The 16,188-nt window shown below is 51.6% G+C and carries 14 protein-coding genes; 12 read left to right on the top strand and 2 right to left on the bottom strand.

Annotated elements, in window-relative coordinates; genetic code table 11:
- Positions 1-7: 7 nt before the first annotated feature.
- From murC to AT687_RS07755, 9 genes are all read left to right on the top strand, one after another.
- Entirely contained in the window at positions 8-1,441 is a 1,434-nt protein-coding gene (gene murC, locus AT687_RS07795) for a UDP-N-acetylmuramate--L-alanine ligase (RefSeq protein WP_014310602.1), read from the top strand.
- Positions 1,438-2,094, top strand: a complete 657-nt coding sequence (locus AT687_RS07790) for a cell division protein FtsQ/DivIB (RefSeq protein WP_014310601.1) — start codon at positions 1,438-1,440, stop codon at positions 2,092-2,094. Before murC ends, AT687_RS07790 begins: the two co-directional genes overlap by 4 nt.
- A 391-nt stretch (positions 2,095-2,485) precedes the next feature.
- Positions 2,486-3,721, top strand: a complete 1,236-nt coding sequence (ftsZ, locus tag AT687_RS07785; RefSeq protein WP_014303626.1) for a cell division protein FtsZ — start codon at positions 2,486-2,488, stop codon at positions 3,719-3,721.
- Positions 3,721-4,461 carry a peptidoglycan editing factor PgeF gene (gene pgeF, locus AT687_RS07780; protein ID WP_014303625.1) on the top strand — a complete coding sequence of 247 codons (741 nt, stop codon included), beginning with the start codon at positions 3,721-3,723 and terminating at the stop codon, positions 4,459-4,461. The genes ftsZ and pgeF overlap by 1 nt, the downstream gene beginning before the upstream one ends.
- A gap of 109 nt (positions 4,462-4,570) precedes the next feature.
- Positions 4,571-5,020, top strand: coding sequence for a cell division protein SepF (locus AT687_RS07775; RefSeq protein WP_003852142.1), 450 nt, complete (start codon positions 4,571-4,573; stop codon positions 5,018-5,020).
- A gap of 196 nt (positions 5,021-5,216) precedes the next feature.
- Entirely contained in the window at positions 5,217-5,504 is a 288-nt protein-coding gene (locus tag AT687_RS07770) for a YggT family protein (RefSeq protein ID WP_014307078.1), read from the top strand.
- A 340-nt stretch (positions 5,505-5,844) separates the two neighbouring features.
- Positions 5,845-6,846 carry a DivIVA domain-containing protein gene (locus AT687_RS07765; protein ID WP_014310600.1) on the top strand — a complete coding sequence of 334 codons (1,002 nt, stop codon included), beginning with the start codon at positions 5,845-5,847 and terminating at the stop codon, positions 6,844-6,846.
- A gap of 397 nt (positions 6,847-7,243) precedes the next feature.
- Positions 7,244-10,402 (top strand): isoleucine--tRNA ligase, encoded by a 3,159-nt coding sequence (ileS, locus tag AT687_RS07760; protein WP_014310599.1) that lies wholly within the window; start codon positions 7,244-7,246, stop codon positions 10,400-10,402.
- Positions 10,403-10,527: 125 nt separating this feature from the next.
- Complete coding sequence (locus AT687_RS07755; RefSeq protein WP_014303622.1) at positions 10,528-11,883, top strand: DNA polymerase IV; 1,356 nt, start codon at positions 10,528-10,530, stop codon at positions 11,881-11,883.
- Here AT687_RS07755 and AT687_RS07750 read toward each other — a convergent pair whose 3' ends face one another.
- Entirely contained in the window at positions 11,884-12,825 is a 942-nt protein-coding gene (locus tag AT687_RS07750; RefSeq protein WP_014310598.1) for an asparaginase, read from the bottom strand.
- A 176-nt stretch (positions 12,826-13,001) separates the two neighbouring features.
- Between AT687_RS07750 and AT687_RS07745 the strand changes: the two genes are divergently transcribed.
- On the top strand, positions 13,002-13,622 hold the full coding sequence (locus tag AT687_RS07745; RefSeq protein ID WP_010935175.1) for a WKL family lipoprotein: 621 nt from the start codon (positions 13,002-13,004) through the stop codon (positions 13,620-13,622).
- 88 nt (positions 13,623-13,710) lie between these two features.
- On the opposite strand, the gene AT687_RS07740 is transcribed toward AT687_RS07745, so the two are convergent.
- Positions 13,711-14,676, bottom strand: coding sequence for a DUF6263 family protein (locus tag AT687_RS07740; protein ID WP_014310597.1), 966 nt, complete (start codon positions 14,674-14,676; stop codon positions 13,711-13,713).
- A 129-nt stretch (positions 14,677-14,805) separates the two neighbouring features.
- Here AT687_RS07740 and lspA point away from each other — a divergent pair, with 129 nt between their 5' ends.
- Positions 14,806-15,261 carry a signal peptidase II gene (gene lspA / locus AT687_RS07735; RefSeq protein ID WP_014302119.1) on the top strand — a complete coding sequence of 152 codons (456 nt, stop codon included), beginning with the start codon at positions 14,806-14,808 and terminating at the stop codon, positions 15,259-15,261.
- Positions 15,258-16,184: an RluA family pseudouridine synthase gene (locus AT687_RS07730; protein WP_014310596.1), complete on the top strand. Its 927-nt coding sequence runs from the start codon at positions 15,258-15,260 to the stop codon at positions 16,182-16,184. The genes lspA and AT687_RS07730 overlap by 4 nt, the downstream gene beginning before the upstream one ends.
- Positions 16,185-16,188: the final 4 nt, after the last annotated feature.

Genomic DNA, 16,188 nt, shown 5'->3' with positions numbered 1-16,188 from the left:
ATAGAACATGAATTCAATCGACTTAAGCCGTGTCCACATGATCGGAATCGGTGGAGCGGGAATGTCGGGAGTAGCGCGCATTTTGTTGTCTCGCGGCAGCGTTGTGAGCGGTTCCGATGTTAAGGAATCTCGTCCGGTAGCTGCGCTTCGTGCAATGGGAGCAACGATTGCGGTAGGGCATAAAGCTGAAAACCTAGCAATCTCTGGTACTATGCCGACGGTAGTTGTTACTTCCTTTGCTGCGATCCCCCAAGATAACCCTGAGCTGCAAGAAGCACATGCCAATAACATTCCCGTTATTCGGCGATCGGACCTTTTGGGCGAGCTCATGGAAGACCACCAGCAGGTTCTTATTGCTGGTACTCACGGCAAGACTTCGACGACATCTATGGCTGTGGTTGCGTTTCAAGCGGCTGGGAAAGATCCTAGCTTTGCAATTGGTGGGCAGCTGAACAAAGCAGGAACGAATGCGCATGATGGCACCGGCAAAGCCTTTGTGGCGGAGGCCGATGAATCGGATGCTTCTTTGCTGCGGTACAAGCCAGACATTGCAGTAGTTACTAATATCGAGCCGGATCACTTGGATTTCTTCAAAACATCTGAAGCATATTTCAAGGTGTTTGATGACTTTGCTGAGCGTGTGCAGCCAGGTGGAACACTTGTTGTGTGTTTGGACGATCCGCACGCTGCGGCATTGGGGGAGAAGTTTAAAGATCGCATGACGGTTCGCGGCTATGGGTCACTTGATGCAGCGCAACAGCATCCAGATGTGGCCTTTACCGTTGTTGAGCACACGGAAGTTGGGCCCGCTGGTACCAGCGCTCGAATCACAGTTGGTGACGATACAGTCGATGTGATCATGCGTATTCCTGGCCACCACATGGTGCTCAACGCATGCGCAGCTTTGACTGCTGGTGTGACCGCTGGTGCCGAATTGGAACGACTTGCTGCTGGTATTAGCGACTTCAGTGGTGTTCGCCGGCGGTTTGAATTCCATGGTCGTGTTTCCGGCGGAGCATTTCACGATGCAGAAGTCTATGACGACTACGCACACCATCCGACTGAGGTAACAGCTGTTCTTAAAGCTGCACGTCAACAGCAGGAAGCGCGCGGCATTGGGCGAGTAGTGGTTGCTTTTCAGCCGCATCTATATTCTCGTACGATGGAATTTGCAGCTGAATTTGCTGAGGCATTATCGCTTGCCGATCATGCGGTGATCCTCGATATCTTTGGTGCACGTGAGCAGCCTGTTGAAGGCGTGGATTCCCGTATTATTTCGGACAAAATGACAATACCTGTAGTCTTTGAGCCCAATTTTTCAGCAGTTGCAGCACAGGTAAAAAAGATTGCTCAGCCCAACGATATTATCGTCACTATGGGTGCGGGTAGCGTGACCTTGCTTGCCGACGAAATCCTTACTGCGTTACGGGAGAGCGAATGAAAAAGCGTATTGCCATTGTGAGTAGCATTGTGCTGCTTATTGTGGCGATTGCTGGCGGTTGTCTGTGGGCTTTTCCCGTCATGACCGTCCAAAAATTCGAGATTGATGGCGCTGTGCGTAGCTCAGCTGAAGAGGTTGAAACCGCAAGCGGAATAGCTAAAGGCACTAACATAGTTCGAGTTGCTGCTCATGATGCTGCAGGAAGCGTTACTCAACTTCCTTGGGTTCGTTCGGCTACGGTAACGCGGTCATTCCCCAACACGGTTCGTATTGAGGTCGTAGAACGAACCGATGTGGGATTTGTGGATCGTAGTGATGGTCAACATCTTTTTGATGAAAAAGGACGTGCTTTTGTTATTGATTCACCTTCTGAAGGCTCAGTAAAAGTCACAGGTCCTTCGCAGGATGACCCCGAGGTTCTTTCTGCTGTGGCGGAGTCTATTTCTGCTATTGATCCCGGGATTCGTTCCACAATCGACCATATCGAGGCCCCAGATCGTTATTCTTTAAATTTGGTGTTGCACGATGGGCGCCAGATTTTTTGGGGTTCCTCGGAATCTGCTCATGATAAAGCGGCAACATTAATGATTGCTTTGAGTAGGGCAGAACAACGTCTTGATATTAGTGGAGCACCGGTGATTGCCGTCCGATAGATCATCGTAATCCCCTGTCGCACAGAGAATCTATGGGGTCATTCAAAAGGAGGATTTTTCCTTAGTCTTGCACGGGTGTAGCCATGGTGCCACGCCTGTTTTTATGTATTCCGACGAGATGATTCTTAAAGATAAAGGTGAGGCGTAAGTGGTGTAGTGTGGAGCCTCATGTGATGCATGTTTCCGCATGTCAAAACCCTAAAGTAAAGGTTTAGGGTCTAGACACGCCGCCGAAAATGTCCGCCACATTGGCGTATTTTTCCCTCAAGATAGATGGAAGTGCGTTGTTGTTGAAGCAATGCTGCTCTCCATGGTGTCAGTGGGGTGTGGCGGGGCAATCGGTGCATCGCAAGTGAACGTTTTCCCACAAAAGTGAAAGGCGAGTCTCTTAATGACTTCCCCAGATAATTACCTCGCCGTAATCAAGGTTGTTGGTGTCGGTGGCGGCGGTGTAAACGCTGTTAACCGAATGATCGAAGAGGGTCTAAAAGGTGTTGAGTTTATTGCGGTCAACACCGACTCTCAGGCATTGATGTTCTCTGATGCGGATGTCAAGCTCGACATTGGACGAGAAGCTACTCGCGGCCTTGGTGCTGGTGCAAACCCTGAAGTTGGACGCGCATCAGCAGAAGATCACAAAAACGAGATCGAAGAAACCCTTAAAGGGGCGGACATGGTCTTCGTTACTGCCGGTGAGGGCGGCGGTACTGGTACAGGTGCAGCACCAGTCGTTGCGGGAATCGCTAAACGCTTGGGCGCACTTACCGTCGGCGTGGTTACGCGTCCATTCAAGTTTGAGGGCCCACGCCGTACCCGCCAAGCAATGGAAGGTATCGATGCACTGCGTGAAGTTTGTGACACGCTTATCGTTATTCCAAACGATCGCCTACTTCAGCTTGGCGACGCCAACATCACCATGGTTGATGCGTTCCACGAAGCAGACCGCGTGCTTCACAATGGTGTCCAAGGTATTACCGATCTCATTACCATTCCTGGTCTGATTAACGTTGACTTCGCCGACGTTCGTTCTGTTATGCACGATGCTGGCTCCGCCTTGATGGGTGTTGGTTCTGCATCTGGTGAAAATCGAGTGCTTACTGCTGCTGAGCAGGCAATTAACTCACCACTGTTGGAATCCACGATGGAAGGTGCCAAGGGAGTTTTGCTCTCCGTTGCAGGTGGCTCAGACCTGGGTCTGCAAGAAGTCAACGAGGCCGCATCCATGGTCCAGGAAAAAGCAGATGAGGACGTTAACCTCATCTTCGGTACCATTTTCGACGACAACCTCGGAGACGAGGTTCGTATTACCGTGATCGCTACTGGTTTTGACGGTGAGAAGAATTCTCTCGATCGTCAACGCGAAGCTGCGCAGCCAGCTGCTTCACAATCAGCACCTGCAATGGAAACCAATCCAACTCCTGCGCCTGATCGCTCTACGTCGACGTCGTTGTTTGGGGATTCAGATAGTGCTCCGCGCCATCGCTTGAATGAGGAACCTGCTGCGCGACGGACTTCCCATGATTCTGAGGGAATGTACACGCGCCGGTCGGTGCCTCGTGAGTCCTATCGCGATCAGCGTTCTGATGACTTTGATGACGATCTCGATATTCCAGACTTCCTACGCTAATGAGTACATCTGTGCACAACCGTCCTGTTCGTAAGGTTTTCACCAATCGATTAGGAGGGGTATCGCAACCGCCATATAGCTCTTTTAACCTAGGCGATCACGTGGGTGATGACCCAGCATCTGTGGCTGCTAATCGTAAGCGTCTCGCCTCGGTTATTGGTCTGCCGGAAACTTCATTGGTGTGGATGGAACAAATCCATTCCAACACTGTGACAGTGGTAGATGAGGCTAATAAAAACAGCGGTGTTATACCTGCTACCGACGCAATAATTGCCACGAAGCGTGGTCTTGCATTGTGTGTCTTGGTGGCCGATTGTGTACCTGTACTTATCTCGGATACCGAAGCCGGTGTCATTGCGGCGGTCCACGCTGGGCGGCTGGGCGCTCGTAACGGGATCGTCGCAAAAACAGTGGAAGCCATGACAACATTGGGCGCACATCCTCGCAACATGCACGTGTTGATGGGGGCTGCGGCCTCGGGGAAAAACTACGAGGTGCCCACGCAGATGGCGGAAGACGTTGAAAAGCATCTGCCGGGCTCCCAATGCACAACGCACAAGGGGACCACGGGTATCGATGTGCGAAAAGGGCTCATTAGGCAATTGCTTGGGCTAGGAGTGCGAGCAATTGACGCAGACCCTCGCTGTACTATTGAAGATCAAGATTTTTTCTCGTATCGCCGTGAAAGTAAAACGGGAAGGCAGGCGGGAGTTATTTGGCTCCCCGAAAAACAAAAATAAATATCAAATCATCTGATTTGTCATTTGTCTGTGTCGCTCTATCGGCATACACAAAAATCCACGTAGTTTAATCAATGAGAAGCAGCTCAGTTTAAGAGGGGACACCAACATGTCGTTTGTAAAGAAGACCAAGAATTTCTTCGGCCTCGATGGCGAAGCGGATCCGTACATGGAGCATTCTGACGCGTACTATGACGAGCCACGCTATGAACCGGCTCCAGCATATTCTGCGCCTCGTTACGAGGAGCCAATCTACGCTTCAGCGCGTCCACGAGCTGCTCGTCCCATGCCCACTCACATCGTGCCAGTCCGTCTTCTTACTTACTCCGATGCTGCGATCAAGGTGGGCGACCCCTTCCGCGATGGTGATGCAGTGGTGTTTGATATGAGCGACATGCATAAGGGCGAAGCAAAGCGCATTATCGACTTCGCTGCTGGTCTGTGCTTTGCTCTACGTGGCCAGATGCGCAAATTGGACGGACGTATCTTTGCACTCGTACCAGAGTCAGCCTCTGTGGATGAAAACGACCTCAAGCATGCTGCTGGTCTGATTCACTAAGTGGTTTTTGTGTGTATCTCTTGCAAAGAGTGCGCACTCAACGGGCATCATACCTTGTAGTAAAACGCCTTTTCTTTGCTAAAACTTTGCCATTGTCCCTCGGCTTAGGTTTAGATGGAGGAAGGCGTTTTTCTATGCCTACTCCTAGCCAGTTCGCGGTGGGAGTTGTCAATGCTGCTGATGTGAAAGGTGCGTTGTGCGCGAAGTCCTAGGCATTCTCCTTATATTGATTCAAATCTATGAATTGATACTTATCGGACGAATTATCGTTGAGATGATTCGATCCTTTTCCCGTAATTTCCAAGCACCACGGTGGTTCATGATCTTTGCCGAATTTTTATTCGTGTTCACAGATCCGCCAGTGAAATTCCTGCGCCGTTGGATTCCGCCAATGCGAATGGGCAATGTTGCTCTCGACGTATCCATTTTGGTGTTGTTTTTCCTCCTCTTCTTTATCAAGTATGCGATCGTTGCAGCGATGTAGTGCCTTGGCAATTGTGCGAGTTCATGCTTTTGGAGTGATGGGGTAATGAGATGGGTCGAAAAGTCCACCCAAAATAGGGGGTGTTCTTGGTGAGAATGCCCTACTTATGTCCGAAATTGTCGCGATCGGGCATTTTTGTTAAAAAATCCGCGTACAAGGGCCTGCTTCACGGAAAAAGTTTCTGGAACCGGTAGTATCTGAATAGATACACACGGAATTGTTGTTGTAAATTCCGCAAAAATCTTGGCATATATGCCGCGAACTACGTAATGTGAACAGATAAGCCCGCGTACGTGAAAGAAGTTTATGTACGCAGATGAATCTCGAAGGGAAGAGTTCCATGCCGCTGACTCCAGCCGATGTGCACAACGTCGCTTTCAGCAAGCCGCCAATCGGCAAGCGAGGCTACAACGAGGACGAGGTCGATCAGTTCCTAGATCTGGTGGAGGATACCCTCGCTGAGATTCAAGAAGAAAACGATGATCTTCGTCAGCAGATTGAAGAGTTGCAGTCTTCGCCTCGCGCAGAAGGCTCGAAGCCAGCTGCTGCTCCTGCCGCAGTGAGCTCCCTGGATGAGACTAAGCTGCGTAAGGAAATTGAGGCTAAGGTCGCTGCTGAGTACCAGGCCAAGCTGGCTGATGCTCAAAAGGCTACTGAGCGTGCTCAGGCAGAGCTAAAGATGGCTCGGGAAGAGGCTGACTCTGCAAAGGCAGCTGCTAAGAAGGCTGAAGAGGCTGCACGTGCAGCAGCATCTGCTGCTACTAAGGCGCAGCCAGTCGCAGCTGTAGCTCCGGTTGGAACCGATGGTGGTTCCGCAACTGCTGACACCCATCTGCAGGCAGCCAAGGTCTTGAGCATGGCTCAGGAAATGGCTGATCGTCTCACCGCAGAAGCTGACAGCAACTCCAAGTCGATGCTGAGCGAAGCTCGAGCAGCTGCTGAAAAGCAAGTTTCCGATGCAGAGGCTAAGGCAAAGACCACCTTGGCAGACGCCCGCCAGAAGGCTGAGAAGCAGTTGGCTGATGCTGATGCTCGTTCCAAGGCACTCGTTTATGATGCGGAGAAGAAGTCCGCTCAGACTCTATCGGATGCTAATACTCGCGCTGAGGCGCAGGTTCGCCAGGCTGAGGAGAAGGCTAATGCTTTGCAGGCAGATGCCGAGCGTAAGCACACAGAAATCATGGCAACCGTCAAGCAGCAGCAAAATGCATTGGAAAGCCGTATCTCCGAGTTGCGCACCTTCGAGCGCGAGTACCGTACTCGCCTCAAGACTCTGCTACAGACGCAGCTCGACGAGTTAGAAAGCCGTGGTACATCGGCTCCAGAAGACAAGAACGTCTAGTTCTCTTCTGAATCAATGTAGTGCACACGCACTGTAGGGTTTACTGCCTACAGTGCGTGTGTTTTTATTTTCCCACCTAGAATCCAAGGGACAACAAGATTGAGAATGACCCTGTTGGGGGCAAGAGTTTCTAATTTGACTTCACTGGGTATAATTTCGGGATAGACGACGCTGATCCAGCTATCACTGGGGAGTCTTCGGAAGAACCACTTTTCATCAGTGCTTTGCAGCATTGTTGAAGTGCAGTAGAACCGAACGGGTGGGACCGTCATCTCCTTCACGAACGAAGCGGAGCTTACATCAGATGCCTCTGGTGGAATGCTCAAGCGGGGTGGTACCGCGCGGAAACGCGTCCCCGCACTTTAAGGCAGAATGCTTGCGAAAGTGAAGGAGAAAAATGTCAAACGCAGTTGGTGGAGTATATCCACGCGTAGATATGTCCGGTGGAACAAATGTGTTCCCAGATATGGAACGCCAAGTCTTGGAGTACTGGAAAGACGATGAGACTTTTAAAGCTTCGTTGACTAACCGCCAGGAAAATCCTGAGTACGTGTTCTACGATGGTCCTCCTTTTGCCAATGGTTTGCCGCACTATGGCCATCTGCTTACCGGATACGTTAAAGACATCGTGCCTCGTTACCAGACCATGAAGGGCAAACTAGTTAATCGCGTATTCGGTTGGGATTGCCATGGTCTTCCTGCTGAGTTGGAGGCTGAAAAGCAGCTCGGCATCAAAGACAAGGGCGAGATCGAGGCAATGGGTCTTGAGTCCTTTAACAATTACTGCGCGAAGTCGGTTTTGGAGTACACCCAAGAGTGGAAAGACTACGTGACGCGTCAGGCGCGCTGGGTGGACTTCGATAACGGTTACAAGACCATGGATATGGACTTCATGGAATCTGTCATGTGGGCTTTTAAGACCCTCTATGACAAAGGTTTGATTTATCAAGGCTTTCGTGTCTTGCCTTATTCTTGGGCTGAGCACACGCCTTTGTCTAATCAAGAAACGCGACTCGACGACTCCTATAAGATGCGTCAGGATCCAACCCTGACAGTCACGTTCCCTATCACTGGCGTAAAAGATGACAGTGCAGCTGATGCCTCTCTCGTGGGTGCATATGCGCTGGCTTGGACCACTACACCATGGACTTTGCCATCGAACTTGGCTTTGGCTGTTAACCCCCAGGTTAACTACGTTGAGGTGAAGGTAGGCGATCAGGGCGCTGAGGCCATTCGCGGTCAGCGCGTGTTGCTGGCTGAGGCTCTCGTCGGTGCGTATGCCAAGGAGTTGGGCGAAGACCATGAAGTGCTCGCGGTTCGTCCAGGTAGTGAGCTTGTTGGTTTGATATATCAGCCAATCTTTAATTACTTCGCTGATCATGAAAATGCTTTCCAGATTTTGGCAGCAGAATATGTGACCACCGAAGATGGTACGGGTATCGTCCACCAGGCGCCTGCTTTTGGTGAAGACGATATGAATACCTGTAAGGAATATGGCATTGAGGTAGTCATTCCGGTTGATATGGACGGAAAGTTCACATCTTTGGTGCCGGAATACCAAGGACAGCTCGTATTTGACGCAAATAAGAGCATCATTGCTGATCTTAAAGCAGCAGGTCGCGTTGTGCGCCATCAGACCATTGAGCACTCCTATCCGCACTCTTGGCGCTCTGGCGAACCACTGATCTACATGGCTTTGCCATCGTGGTTTGTGGAGGTCACCAAGATACGCGATCGCATGGTCGAGTTGAACAAAGAGATCGACTGGATGCCGTCTCATATCCGTGACGGCCAGTTTGGTAAGTGGCTTGAAGGTGCGCGTGACTGGAACATTTCCCGTAACCGTTACTGGGGTTCGCCTATCCCAGTGTGGGTATCGGATGATGAAAACTACCCACGTGTAGACGTCTATGGTTCTTTGGAAGAACTAGAGCGTGATTTCGGTGTTTGTCCGGAATCTTTGCACCGGCCGCATATCGATGAACTTACGCGTCCGAATCCAGATGATCCGACTGGTAAATCTACGATGCGTCGTGTTCCAGAGGTTTTGGACTGCTGGTTTGAATCTGGCTCGATGCCTTTTGCTCAAAAGCATTACCCCTTTGAGAACAAAGACTGGTTTGATACCCATTCACCTGCAGACTTCATCGTGGAGTACTCCGGTCAGACCCGTGGTTGGTTCTACACCCTGCATGTTCTTGCCACAGCGTTGTTTGATCGCCCTGCGTTCAAGAAGGTCGTAGCGCATGGAATCGTGCTGGGAGACGACGGCACCAAGATGTCGAAGTCGCGCCGCAACTACCCAGATGTTAATGAGGTCTTCAACCGAGATGGCTCCGATGCTATGCGTTGGTTCCTGATGAGTTCTCCCATTCTGCGCGGCGGTAACTTGATTGTCACCGAACAGGGTATTCGTGAAGGTGTGCGCCAGGCGCTGTTGCCTATGTGGAATGCGTATAGCTTCTTGCAGTTGTATTCTTCTAAGCCAGCACAATGGTCAGTTGATTCCTCTGACGTTTTGGATCGTTATATCCTCGCTAAACTGCACGATGTTGTAGCGGCTGTTGGCGATGCTTTGGATAACACGGACATTGCACGTGCATGTGATGAGGTTCGTACTTTCTGCGATGCATTGACCAACTGGTACGTTCGTCGTTCTCGCGATCGTTTCTGGGCAGGTGATACTGAGCATCCAGAGGCGTTTAACACCTTGTACACAGTCCTTGAGACTCTCACCCGTGTGACAGCGCCACTGCTGCCTATGGTGTCTGAGGTCATCTGGCGTGGACTCACAGGGGAGCGTTCGGTTCACTTGGCCGATTTCCCTCAAGCCGATCAATTCCCAGCGGATGATGATCTTGTTCGCGCAATGGATGAGGTTCGTGGCGTCTGCTCGGCTACGAGCTCGGTGCGTAAGGCGCATAAGCTGCGTAACCGTTTGCCACTGCCGAAGGTTACCGTTGCGTTGCCGGAATCGGCACGATTGGCAGATTTCGCGGATATCATTCGCGATGAGGTCAATGTAAAGGAAGTTGCTCTTACCTCTGACGTTGATAGCGTCGGCCGCTTTGATGTTGTGGTCAACGCCAAGGTTGCAGGTCCTCGACTAGGCAAGGATGTTCAGCGTGCTATCAAGGCTGTCAAGTCTGGAAACTATGAACGCCGTGGAGATGCTGTCGTAGCTGATGGCATTGAGCTTGTTGCTGGTGAGTTTACGGAGCGTCTCGTGGCTGCTGATCCTGATTCCACCACTCAGATCGACGGTGTTGATGGCCTCGTGGTTTTGGATATGACCTTGACCGAAGAGCTTGAAGCTGAGGGCTGGGCTGCAGATGTTATCCGTGGTTTGCAGGATGCTCGAAAGGCTTCGGGATTTGAGGTTTCCGACCGAATCGAGGTCAAGCTTGTTGTTCCTGAAGAAAAGAAGGAATGGGCGTTGCGTCACACTGATATGATTGCTGGCGAAGTGCTTGCTACCTCTTTTGAGGTTGTCACTGGTGAGCCTGCGGAGCACGATATTGTGGCAGGTGTTACAGCTACGGTTCAAAAGGTTTAAAATAATTACTTTGTAACCAAACAGATGAGGGCAGTGCTGCGGTAAGTGGCACTGCCCTCATCTGTTATTTCGTTGAAAAGTAGAGGATTAGACAGTAGCCAGTAAGTCGAACTAATGTTTGGTGCATGCAACGGTGGGTGATTCATGTTGATATGGATGCATTTTTTGCGTCTTGTGAGCAACTGACTCGTCCAACGCTTCGGGGGCGGCCGGTGCTTGTGGGCGGTGCGAGTGGTCGCGGAGTGGTTGCGGGGGCATCGTACGAGGCGCGCACTTTTGGAGCCCGATCTGCTATGCCAATGTATCAGGCCAAAGCGCTCATTGGTATGCGAGGAGTTGTGGTGAGTCCGCGGTTCGCGGTGTATCGAGCGGCGTCGCAACGAGTCTTTTCCATTTTGGAGCGTATGGGCGGCACCGTTGAAAAGATTTCTATTGACGAGGGGTTTGTCGAGCCGCCTGAGCTTTACGGTGCAAGCGCAAGTGAAGTTGATACATGGGCGCAGCGATTGCGAGCAGTAATTCGCGATGAGACAGGTTTGCCCGCTTCTGTAGGAGGGGGTGCGGGAAAACAGGTTGCCAAGATTTGTTCCGATCTGGCTAAACCTGACGGTATTTACTTGTGTGCTGCGTCGGAGCATGAAGAAAAAATGTATCCGCTACCCGTAGGCCGTTTGTGGGGTGTAGGTCCGGTCACGCGGACGAAGTTGCAGCAGCTTGGGGTGGAAACAATTGGCGATCTAGCTCGTATGAGCGAACGCGAAATCGATATTAGCCTCGGCACAACGGTGGGTAGAAGTTTATGGCGTCTAGCCCAAGGTCACGACGATCGTGAAGTGGCACCACGTGCTATCGCAAAACAGATCTCTGTAGAACACACATACCCAAAAGACCTTGTTACTTCGCGGGCGGTGGATACCGCCATCATTCGGGCGTCACGGGAAAGTCATCGACGATTGCTTGACGACGGTCGTGGGGCGCGAACTGTGAGCGTAAAACTCCGAATGGCGGATTTTAGGATCGAATCGCGTTCAGCAACATTGCCCTATGCGACCGATAATCTAGACACAGTTACAGCTACCGCATTAAAGCTGGCACGATATCCCGATGAGGTTGGTCCAATACGCCTCGTCGGTGTTGGTCTTTCTGGGCTTGAAGATGCCCGCCAAGACATACTTTTCCCCGAATTAGATCGAGTAGTTCCTGTAAAAGACACCGATTTTGAGGTAGGAGTAAGTGACCCCCACGATTCTGACTTGGAGATCTCTACGACTGAGGAGTCACCCACAGCAATCGGATGGCGAGCAACTCAAGATATTTGGCATCCCGACTATGGGCACGGCTGGGTACAAGGGCTAGGGCACGGAAAGATCACAGTTCGTTTTGAAACCCGCACCACAGGACCTGGCAAAGTGCGTACGTTTGACACTAACGACGCCCTTTTGAGCAGCGCAGATCCTATCAACAGTCTAGATTGGTCTTAACTACAACAACGTAGCGGGATGCACACCACTGGCAATGGCGATTGCCAGCAAAACACGAGCTTGGCCGGATCGGAAATATGTTGAGCTGACAGCCCCTTTGGATGCAAGTGTCTTGCCGCCACCAGCACCGCCGTAAGCACCAAATACTTCCCCTCGGGGGACTCGCGTAGATATGACGACGGGGATCCCCGCATCGAGTGCCTCACCAAGCGCAACCCCAATGTCCGTTCCGACATTGCCAGACCCCATCGCCTCAATGACAAGACCTTGGGCGCCGGCAGCGAGTGCGGCGTCGATAAGCCGTCGAGGTGCGCCGGGATAGGCGGGGATGATATCGACTACAATATCGCCTAGTGCAATAGGCGCAATGGGGTCGGCGCGCCGCGGTTCTTCTGGGCCGTTAGTTGCGAATGCTAAATCGTCTGAAGTGTGCCATTTAATGCAGCCACGAGCTGGGATCACTGCGTGGCCGAACACAATCAAGGCGCCGATGCCTCGTGCTGAGGTATCAGATGCGATCATGATTGCTTCAAACAGATTTCCAGGGCCATCAGATTCTGGATGGTTAAACGGTTTTTGTGCTCCGGTGAACACCACGGGGCGAGGATCGCTGTGGAAAGTATCTACAGCAATGGCCGTTTCTTCGAGGGAATCTGTTCCATGAGTGACTACCACACCGACAACAGAGTCATCTTCTAAAGCATTGTGCGTTGCTGTGACAATGTCATCAATATCGCGCAGAGTCATCGACGAAGAATCAAGTCGATGTAATTCACGAACCTCAATATCGAGTGCTCCGGCAAAGCGCTGACGAATTGGTGCAACAAGTTCGTCGCCCGAAACAGTAGGGATAAGTGCCCCATTGGGGTCTGCGGTGCACGATAGTGTGCCGCCGGTAGTAAGGACTATGACTTTGGGCAATGATTCAGTTCCGCTGCTCATGATTTACAACACTGCCATATTTTCCGGTGAGAAATGTAGCAATAAGGGGAGCCGTATGTGAGAATGGCTATTTCGACGGCTACCATGCCTTAGTAGACCGACTGCTCGAGTGCATGTGGTGGACCGAAGAATTTGATTGACATCATCACGGCAACGAGCCGACTAGAGGAGTATTTGTGAAGCTATCTAAGATCGTGGCAGCGACCGCTACTGCAGCAGCAGTAATCTCTCTTGCTGCATGTTCCGACGATTCGTCGGATCCCAAGACCTCGAAGAGCGCAACCTCCAGCGAAGCCTCGTCTGCCGCTGAAGCAGCTCCTGCGGAACTACCAACTGCTGAAGAACTCAATGCAATTTTGGCAGTGGCAACTGATCCGGCTGCTCCTGTGGAACAAAAAGTTGCCACAGTTCAGGGCGGAGAAACTGCCCCCGAGTTGTTTGAAACCATGACTGCTTCTAAGCAGGAATCTGGCGCTAACTTCCAAGTCGTGCCACCAATTCTGCCTGGTTATACTCCCAATTCTGTTCTGGCAACCGTGAATTTCACGTTGCCCGGCAAGGAAGCGCAACCGGCTGAAAATGTTGAGTTTATTTATGAAAATGGCACGTGGAAGCTCTCGCAGTCGTGGGCTTGTACCTTGATTAAGAACACTGTGGCGCCTGAACAGATTCCGGCGATGTGTGCTGATCCAGCAGCTCCAGCACCGGAGGGACAACCGGCTCCAGAGCAGGCTCCGGCACCAGAAGCTCCTGCGCCTGAACAAGCACCTGCACCCGAGGCGCCAGCTCCTCAGTAAAAATGAGTAGAAACAATAATCTGGGGCTTCTATATGAGGTTTCTCTTCTAGAAGGAGAGCGGCCATAAGAAGCCCCGATGTTGTTGTTTTATGGGGTTGAAAACTCGATGGAAGTGGTCGAGTCTTGTACTACGCGAACATCTTTTTCACGCTCACCATAAATCACTCGGGTGGTATAGCGAAGCGTACCTTCAGTCGGTAACGGCTGTGACAGATCAACTCGGAGGTTGCCGTTACTGGTGGTGTTCGCATTAAGCACGTGCAACGTGGTGCCTTGGGCTTCAATGGCGCCTAATGCTGGCCGTTGGGTGATGGAGACATCCAACTCAACGTTGTTGCCTTTGATCGATGTGAGCGTAAACGTGGTGGTCTGCAGCATTGTTGCTTCGCCTGCCACACGTGAGTCCACGGTCCAACGGGCTGAAGGGCCAATTGGTTCTTCGGGGAAGATTATGGGGATGTTGACCATCTTCATGAGAAAGCGTTCCATGAGGGCGCGGCCATCGTCGCTGGCATCAACAGGGGCAGCGAGATTCACGGAGCTGATGCGCCCATTATCGGCGCCAAACCAGCCGAGTTGGAATCCATGTGTGGAATCGATATCTCTAGAGCGCTCTAGGTCGTCAATGGTGGGGTGATCAATGATCGCGGTAACTGAACGCTGGGAATCTTTACGGGTAGTCGACACCGTGGCATCGGTAGTTAAGGATGTAACATCGCCGCCATGTGGCGCTGTGGTATCGAGCTGTGCAGCGCTTTCAGTGTGGTGTGTTAATCCGTCCGAAATTTTAATCCGTCGGGTTGTTTGGGCGCCGTCGTCACGATAGGTCACCAACTGTTGGGGTGAGTTTCCGTGGTCGATAAGTGTGACTCGTGGAGTGTCTACTTGTGCGCCGATTGCTTGTTCTATTTTGGGGCGAGTCTCCTTCGAGGAGGAATTCTCAGAGCTGCAGGCGCTTAGGCTTAGCGCGGCAACGGTGATGCAGCAGAGACCGATTCTGGTGTGATGACGATTGCGGGAAATTGATCGTTTTTGTAGGCGCACCAGCGTCATTTTAGCGGGGTTAGCCTGTCGGTTGTTAGTTTGAGGTGGATTTTTGCCAAGATATAAGGCGTGAGTCTAACGGACAGGAGTAATCCAGAGGCACGACGTCAAAAACAAAGCCAGACGTGGGTTGGTGTTATGGCAGCGATCATCGCGCTCGTGGCACTTGTTGATCAGCTGGTAAAAACGTGGATGCTTTCGGCATTGCGTGATGGGAACATCATCTACCTCGTGGGGGATTGGTTCCGATTGCGGTTGCTGTTTAATTCCGGAGCGGCGTTTTCAATTGGAGAAAACGCTACGTGGGTGTTCACGTGTATCCAATTGATTTTTGTCATTGGAATCGTCGCTACGATGCGTAAAATCAAAGATCCATGGCAGGCTGTCGGCCTCGCGTTGATTGCGGGGGGTGCGTTAGGCAACCTTATTGATCGGTTATTTCGAGCACCAGCATTTTTTATCGGCCACGTTGTGGATTTTATTTCGGTAGGAAATTTTGCAGTTTTTAATGTCGCTGATAGTGCCATTAGCTGTGGTGTGGTTCTTGTTGTGATCGCAATGCTGTTGGAAGGCCGTAAGGAGGGGAAGGAATGAGCCGCGAACAAAGATCGTTGCCGGTCCCTGAGGGGCTAGCAGGCATGCGTGTCGACGCCGCCCTGAGCAAACTTTTAGGTATTTCTCGAACCGCAGCTGCGGATCTTGCTATTGCCGGCGATGTAGTTGTCGACGGGCATTGCGTCGGAAAGTCAGACCGCTTGTCTGAGGGGCAATGGCTCGATGTCACGCTTCCTGAAGTCCGCGATCTCACGCCACGCGAAGAACTCATTGAGGGTATGGACATCCTGTACTCCGATGATGATGTGATTGCTGTTAATAAACCAGTAGGTGTCGCAGCGCATCCCACCCTGGGATGGGAAGGTCCAACTGTCATCGGTGGCTTGGCCGCTGCTGGTTTCCGTATTTCTACGTCAGGTCCACCGGAGCGTAAAGGTATCGTGCAGCGCCTTGACGTCGGTACCTCTGGCGTGATGGTTGTCGCTGCTTCGGAACGCGGATATTCCGTACTCAAGCGAGCCTTCAAAGAACGCACGGTTACCAAGACCTATCACTCGCTAGTGCAAGGACATATGGATCCGCTGAGCGGCACGATTGATGCATCTATTGGGCGTCATCCTTCGGCTGGCTGGCGCTTTGCTGTAACAACGGACGGAAAACACGCTGTTACTCACTATGAAACGATTGAGGCTTTTGCCGAGGCGTCGTTACTTCGCATTCATCTAGAAACAGGACGCACTCACCAAATTCGTGTGCACATGTCCGCCCTGCATCATCCCTGTTGTGGCGATCCCATGTATGGATCGGATCCTGTGCTTTCTGCACGCCTAGGTCTTGATCGTCAATGGCTGCATGCCGTGTCTTTGGGCTTTCATCACCCAGCGGACGGCCGATGGGTTGAGATCGAGTCGCCTTATTCGAAAGATCTGCAGCATGCCCTCGATGTGCTAAGAAGCGAGTAATACA

Source organism: Corynebacterium diphtheriae, from assembly GCF_001457455.1.
Classification (GTDB): Bacteria; Actinomycetota; Actinomycetes; order Mycobacteriales; family Mycobacteriaceae; genus Corynebacterium; species Corynebacterium diphtheriae.
Note: the sequence above shows the minus strand (reverse complement) of the source record. Positions and strands in the feature narration are given on the sequence as shown.

What these genes read in the sequence shown, in the direction of transcription:
- AT687_RS07755 (WP_014303622.1), top strand. Translation starts at nt 10,528, where the DNA reads ATGCAACGGTGGGTGATTCATGTTGATATGGATGCATTTTTTGCGTCT.
- AT687_RS07775 (WP_003852142.1), top strand. Translation starts at nt 4,571, where the DNA reads ATGTCGTTTGTAAAGAAGACCAAGAATTTCTTCGGCCTCGATGGCGAA.
- murC (WP_014310602.1), top strand. Translation starts at nt 8, where the DNA reads ATGAATTCAATCGACTTAAGCCGTGTCCACATGATCGGAATCGGTGGA.
- ftsZ (WP_014303626.1), top strand. Translation starts at nt 2,486, where the DNA reads ATGACTTCCCCAGATAATTACCTCGCCGTAATCAAGGTTGTTGGTGTC.
- ileS (WP_014310599.1), top strand. Translation starts at nt 7,244, where the DNA reads ATGTCAAACGCAGTTGGTGGAGTATATCCACGCGTAGATATGTCCGGT.
- AT687_RS07730 (WP_014310596.1), top strand. Translation starts at nt 15,258, where the DNA reads ATGAGCCGCGAACAAAGATCGTTGCCGGTCCCTGAGGGGCTAGCAGGC.
- pgeF (WP_014303625.1), top strand. Translation starts at nt 3,721, where the DNA reads ATGAGTACATCTGTGCACAACCGTCCTGTTCGTAAGGTTTTCACCAAT.
- AT687_RS07750 (WP_014310598.1), bottom strand. Translation starts at nt 12,825, where the DNA reads ATGAGCAGCGGAACTGAATCATTGCCCAAAGTCATAGTCCTTACTACC.
- AT687_RS07765 (WP_014310600.1), top strand. Translation starts at nt 5,845, where the DNA reads ATGCCGCTGACTCCAGCCGATGTGCACAACGTCGCTTTCAGCAAGCCG.
- AT687_RS07740 (WP_014310597.1), bottom strand. Translation starts at nt 14,676, where the DNA reads ATGACGCTGGTGCGCCTACAAAAACGATCAATTTCCCGCAATCGTCAT.
- AT687_RS07790 (WP_014310601.1), top strand. Translation starts at nt 1,438, where the DNA reads ATGAAAAAGCGTATTGCCATTGTGAGTAGCATTGTGCTGCTTATTGTG.
- lspA (WP_014302119.1), top strand. Translation starts at nt 14,806, where the DNA reads ATGGCAGCGATCATCGCGCTCGTGGCACTTGTTGATCAGCTGGTAAAA.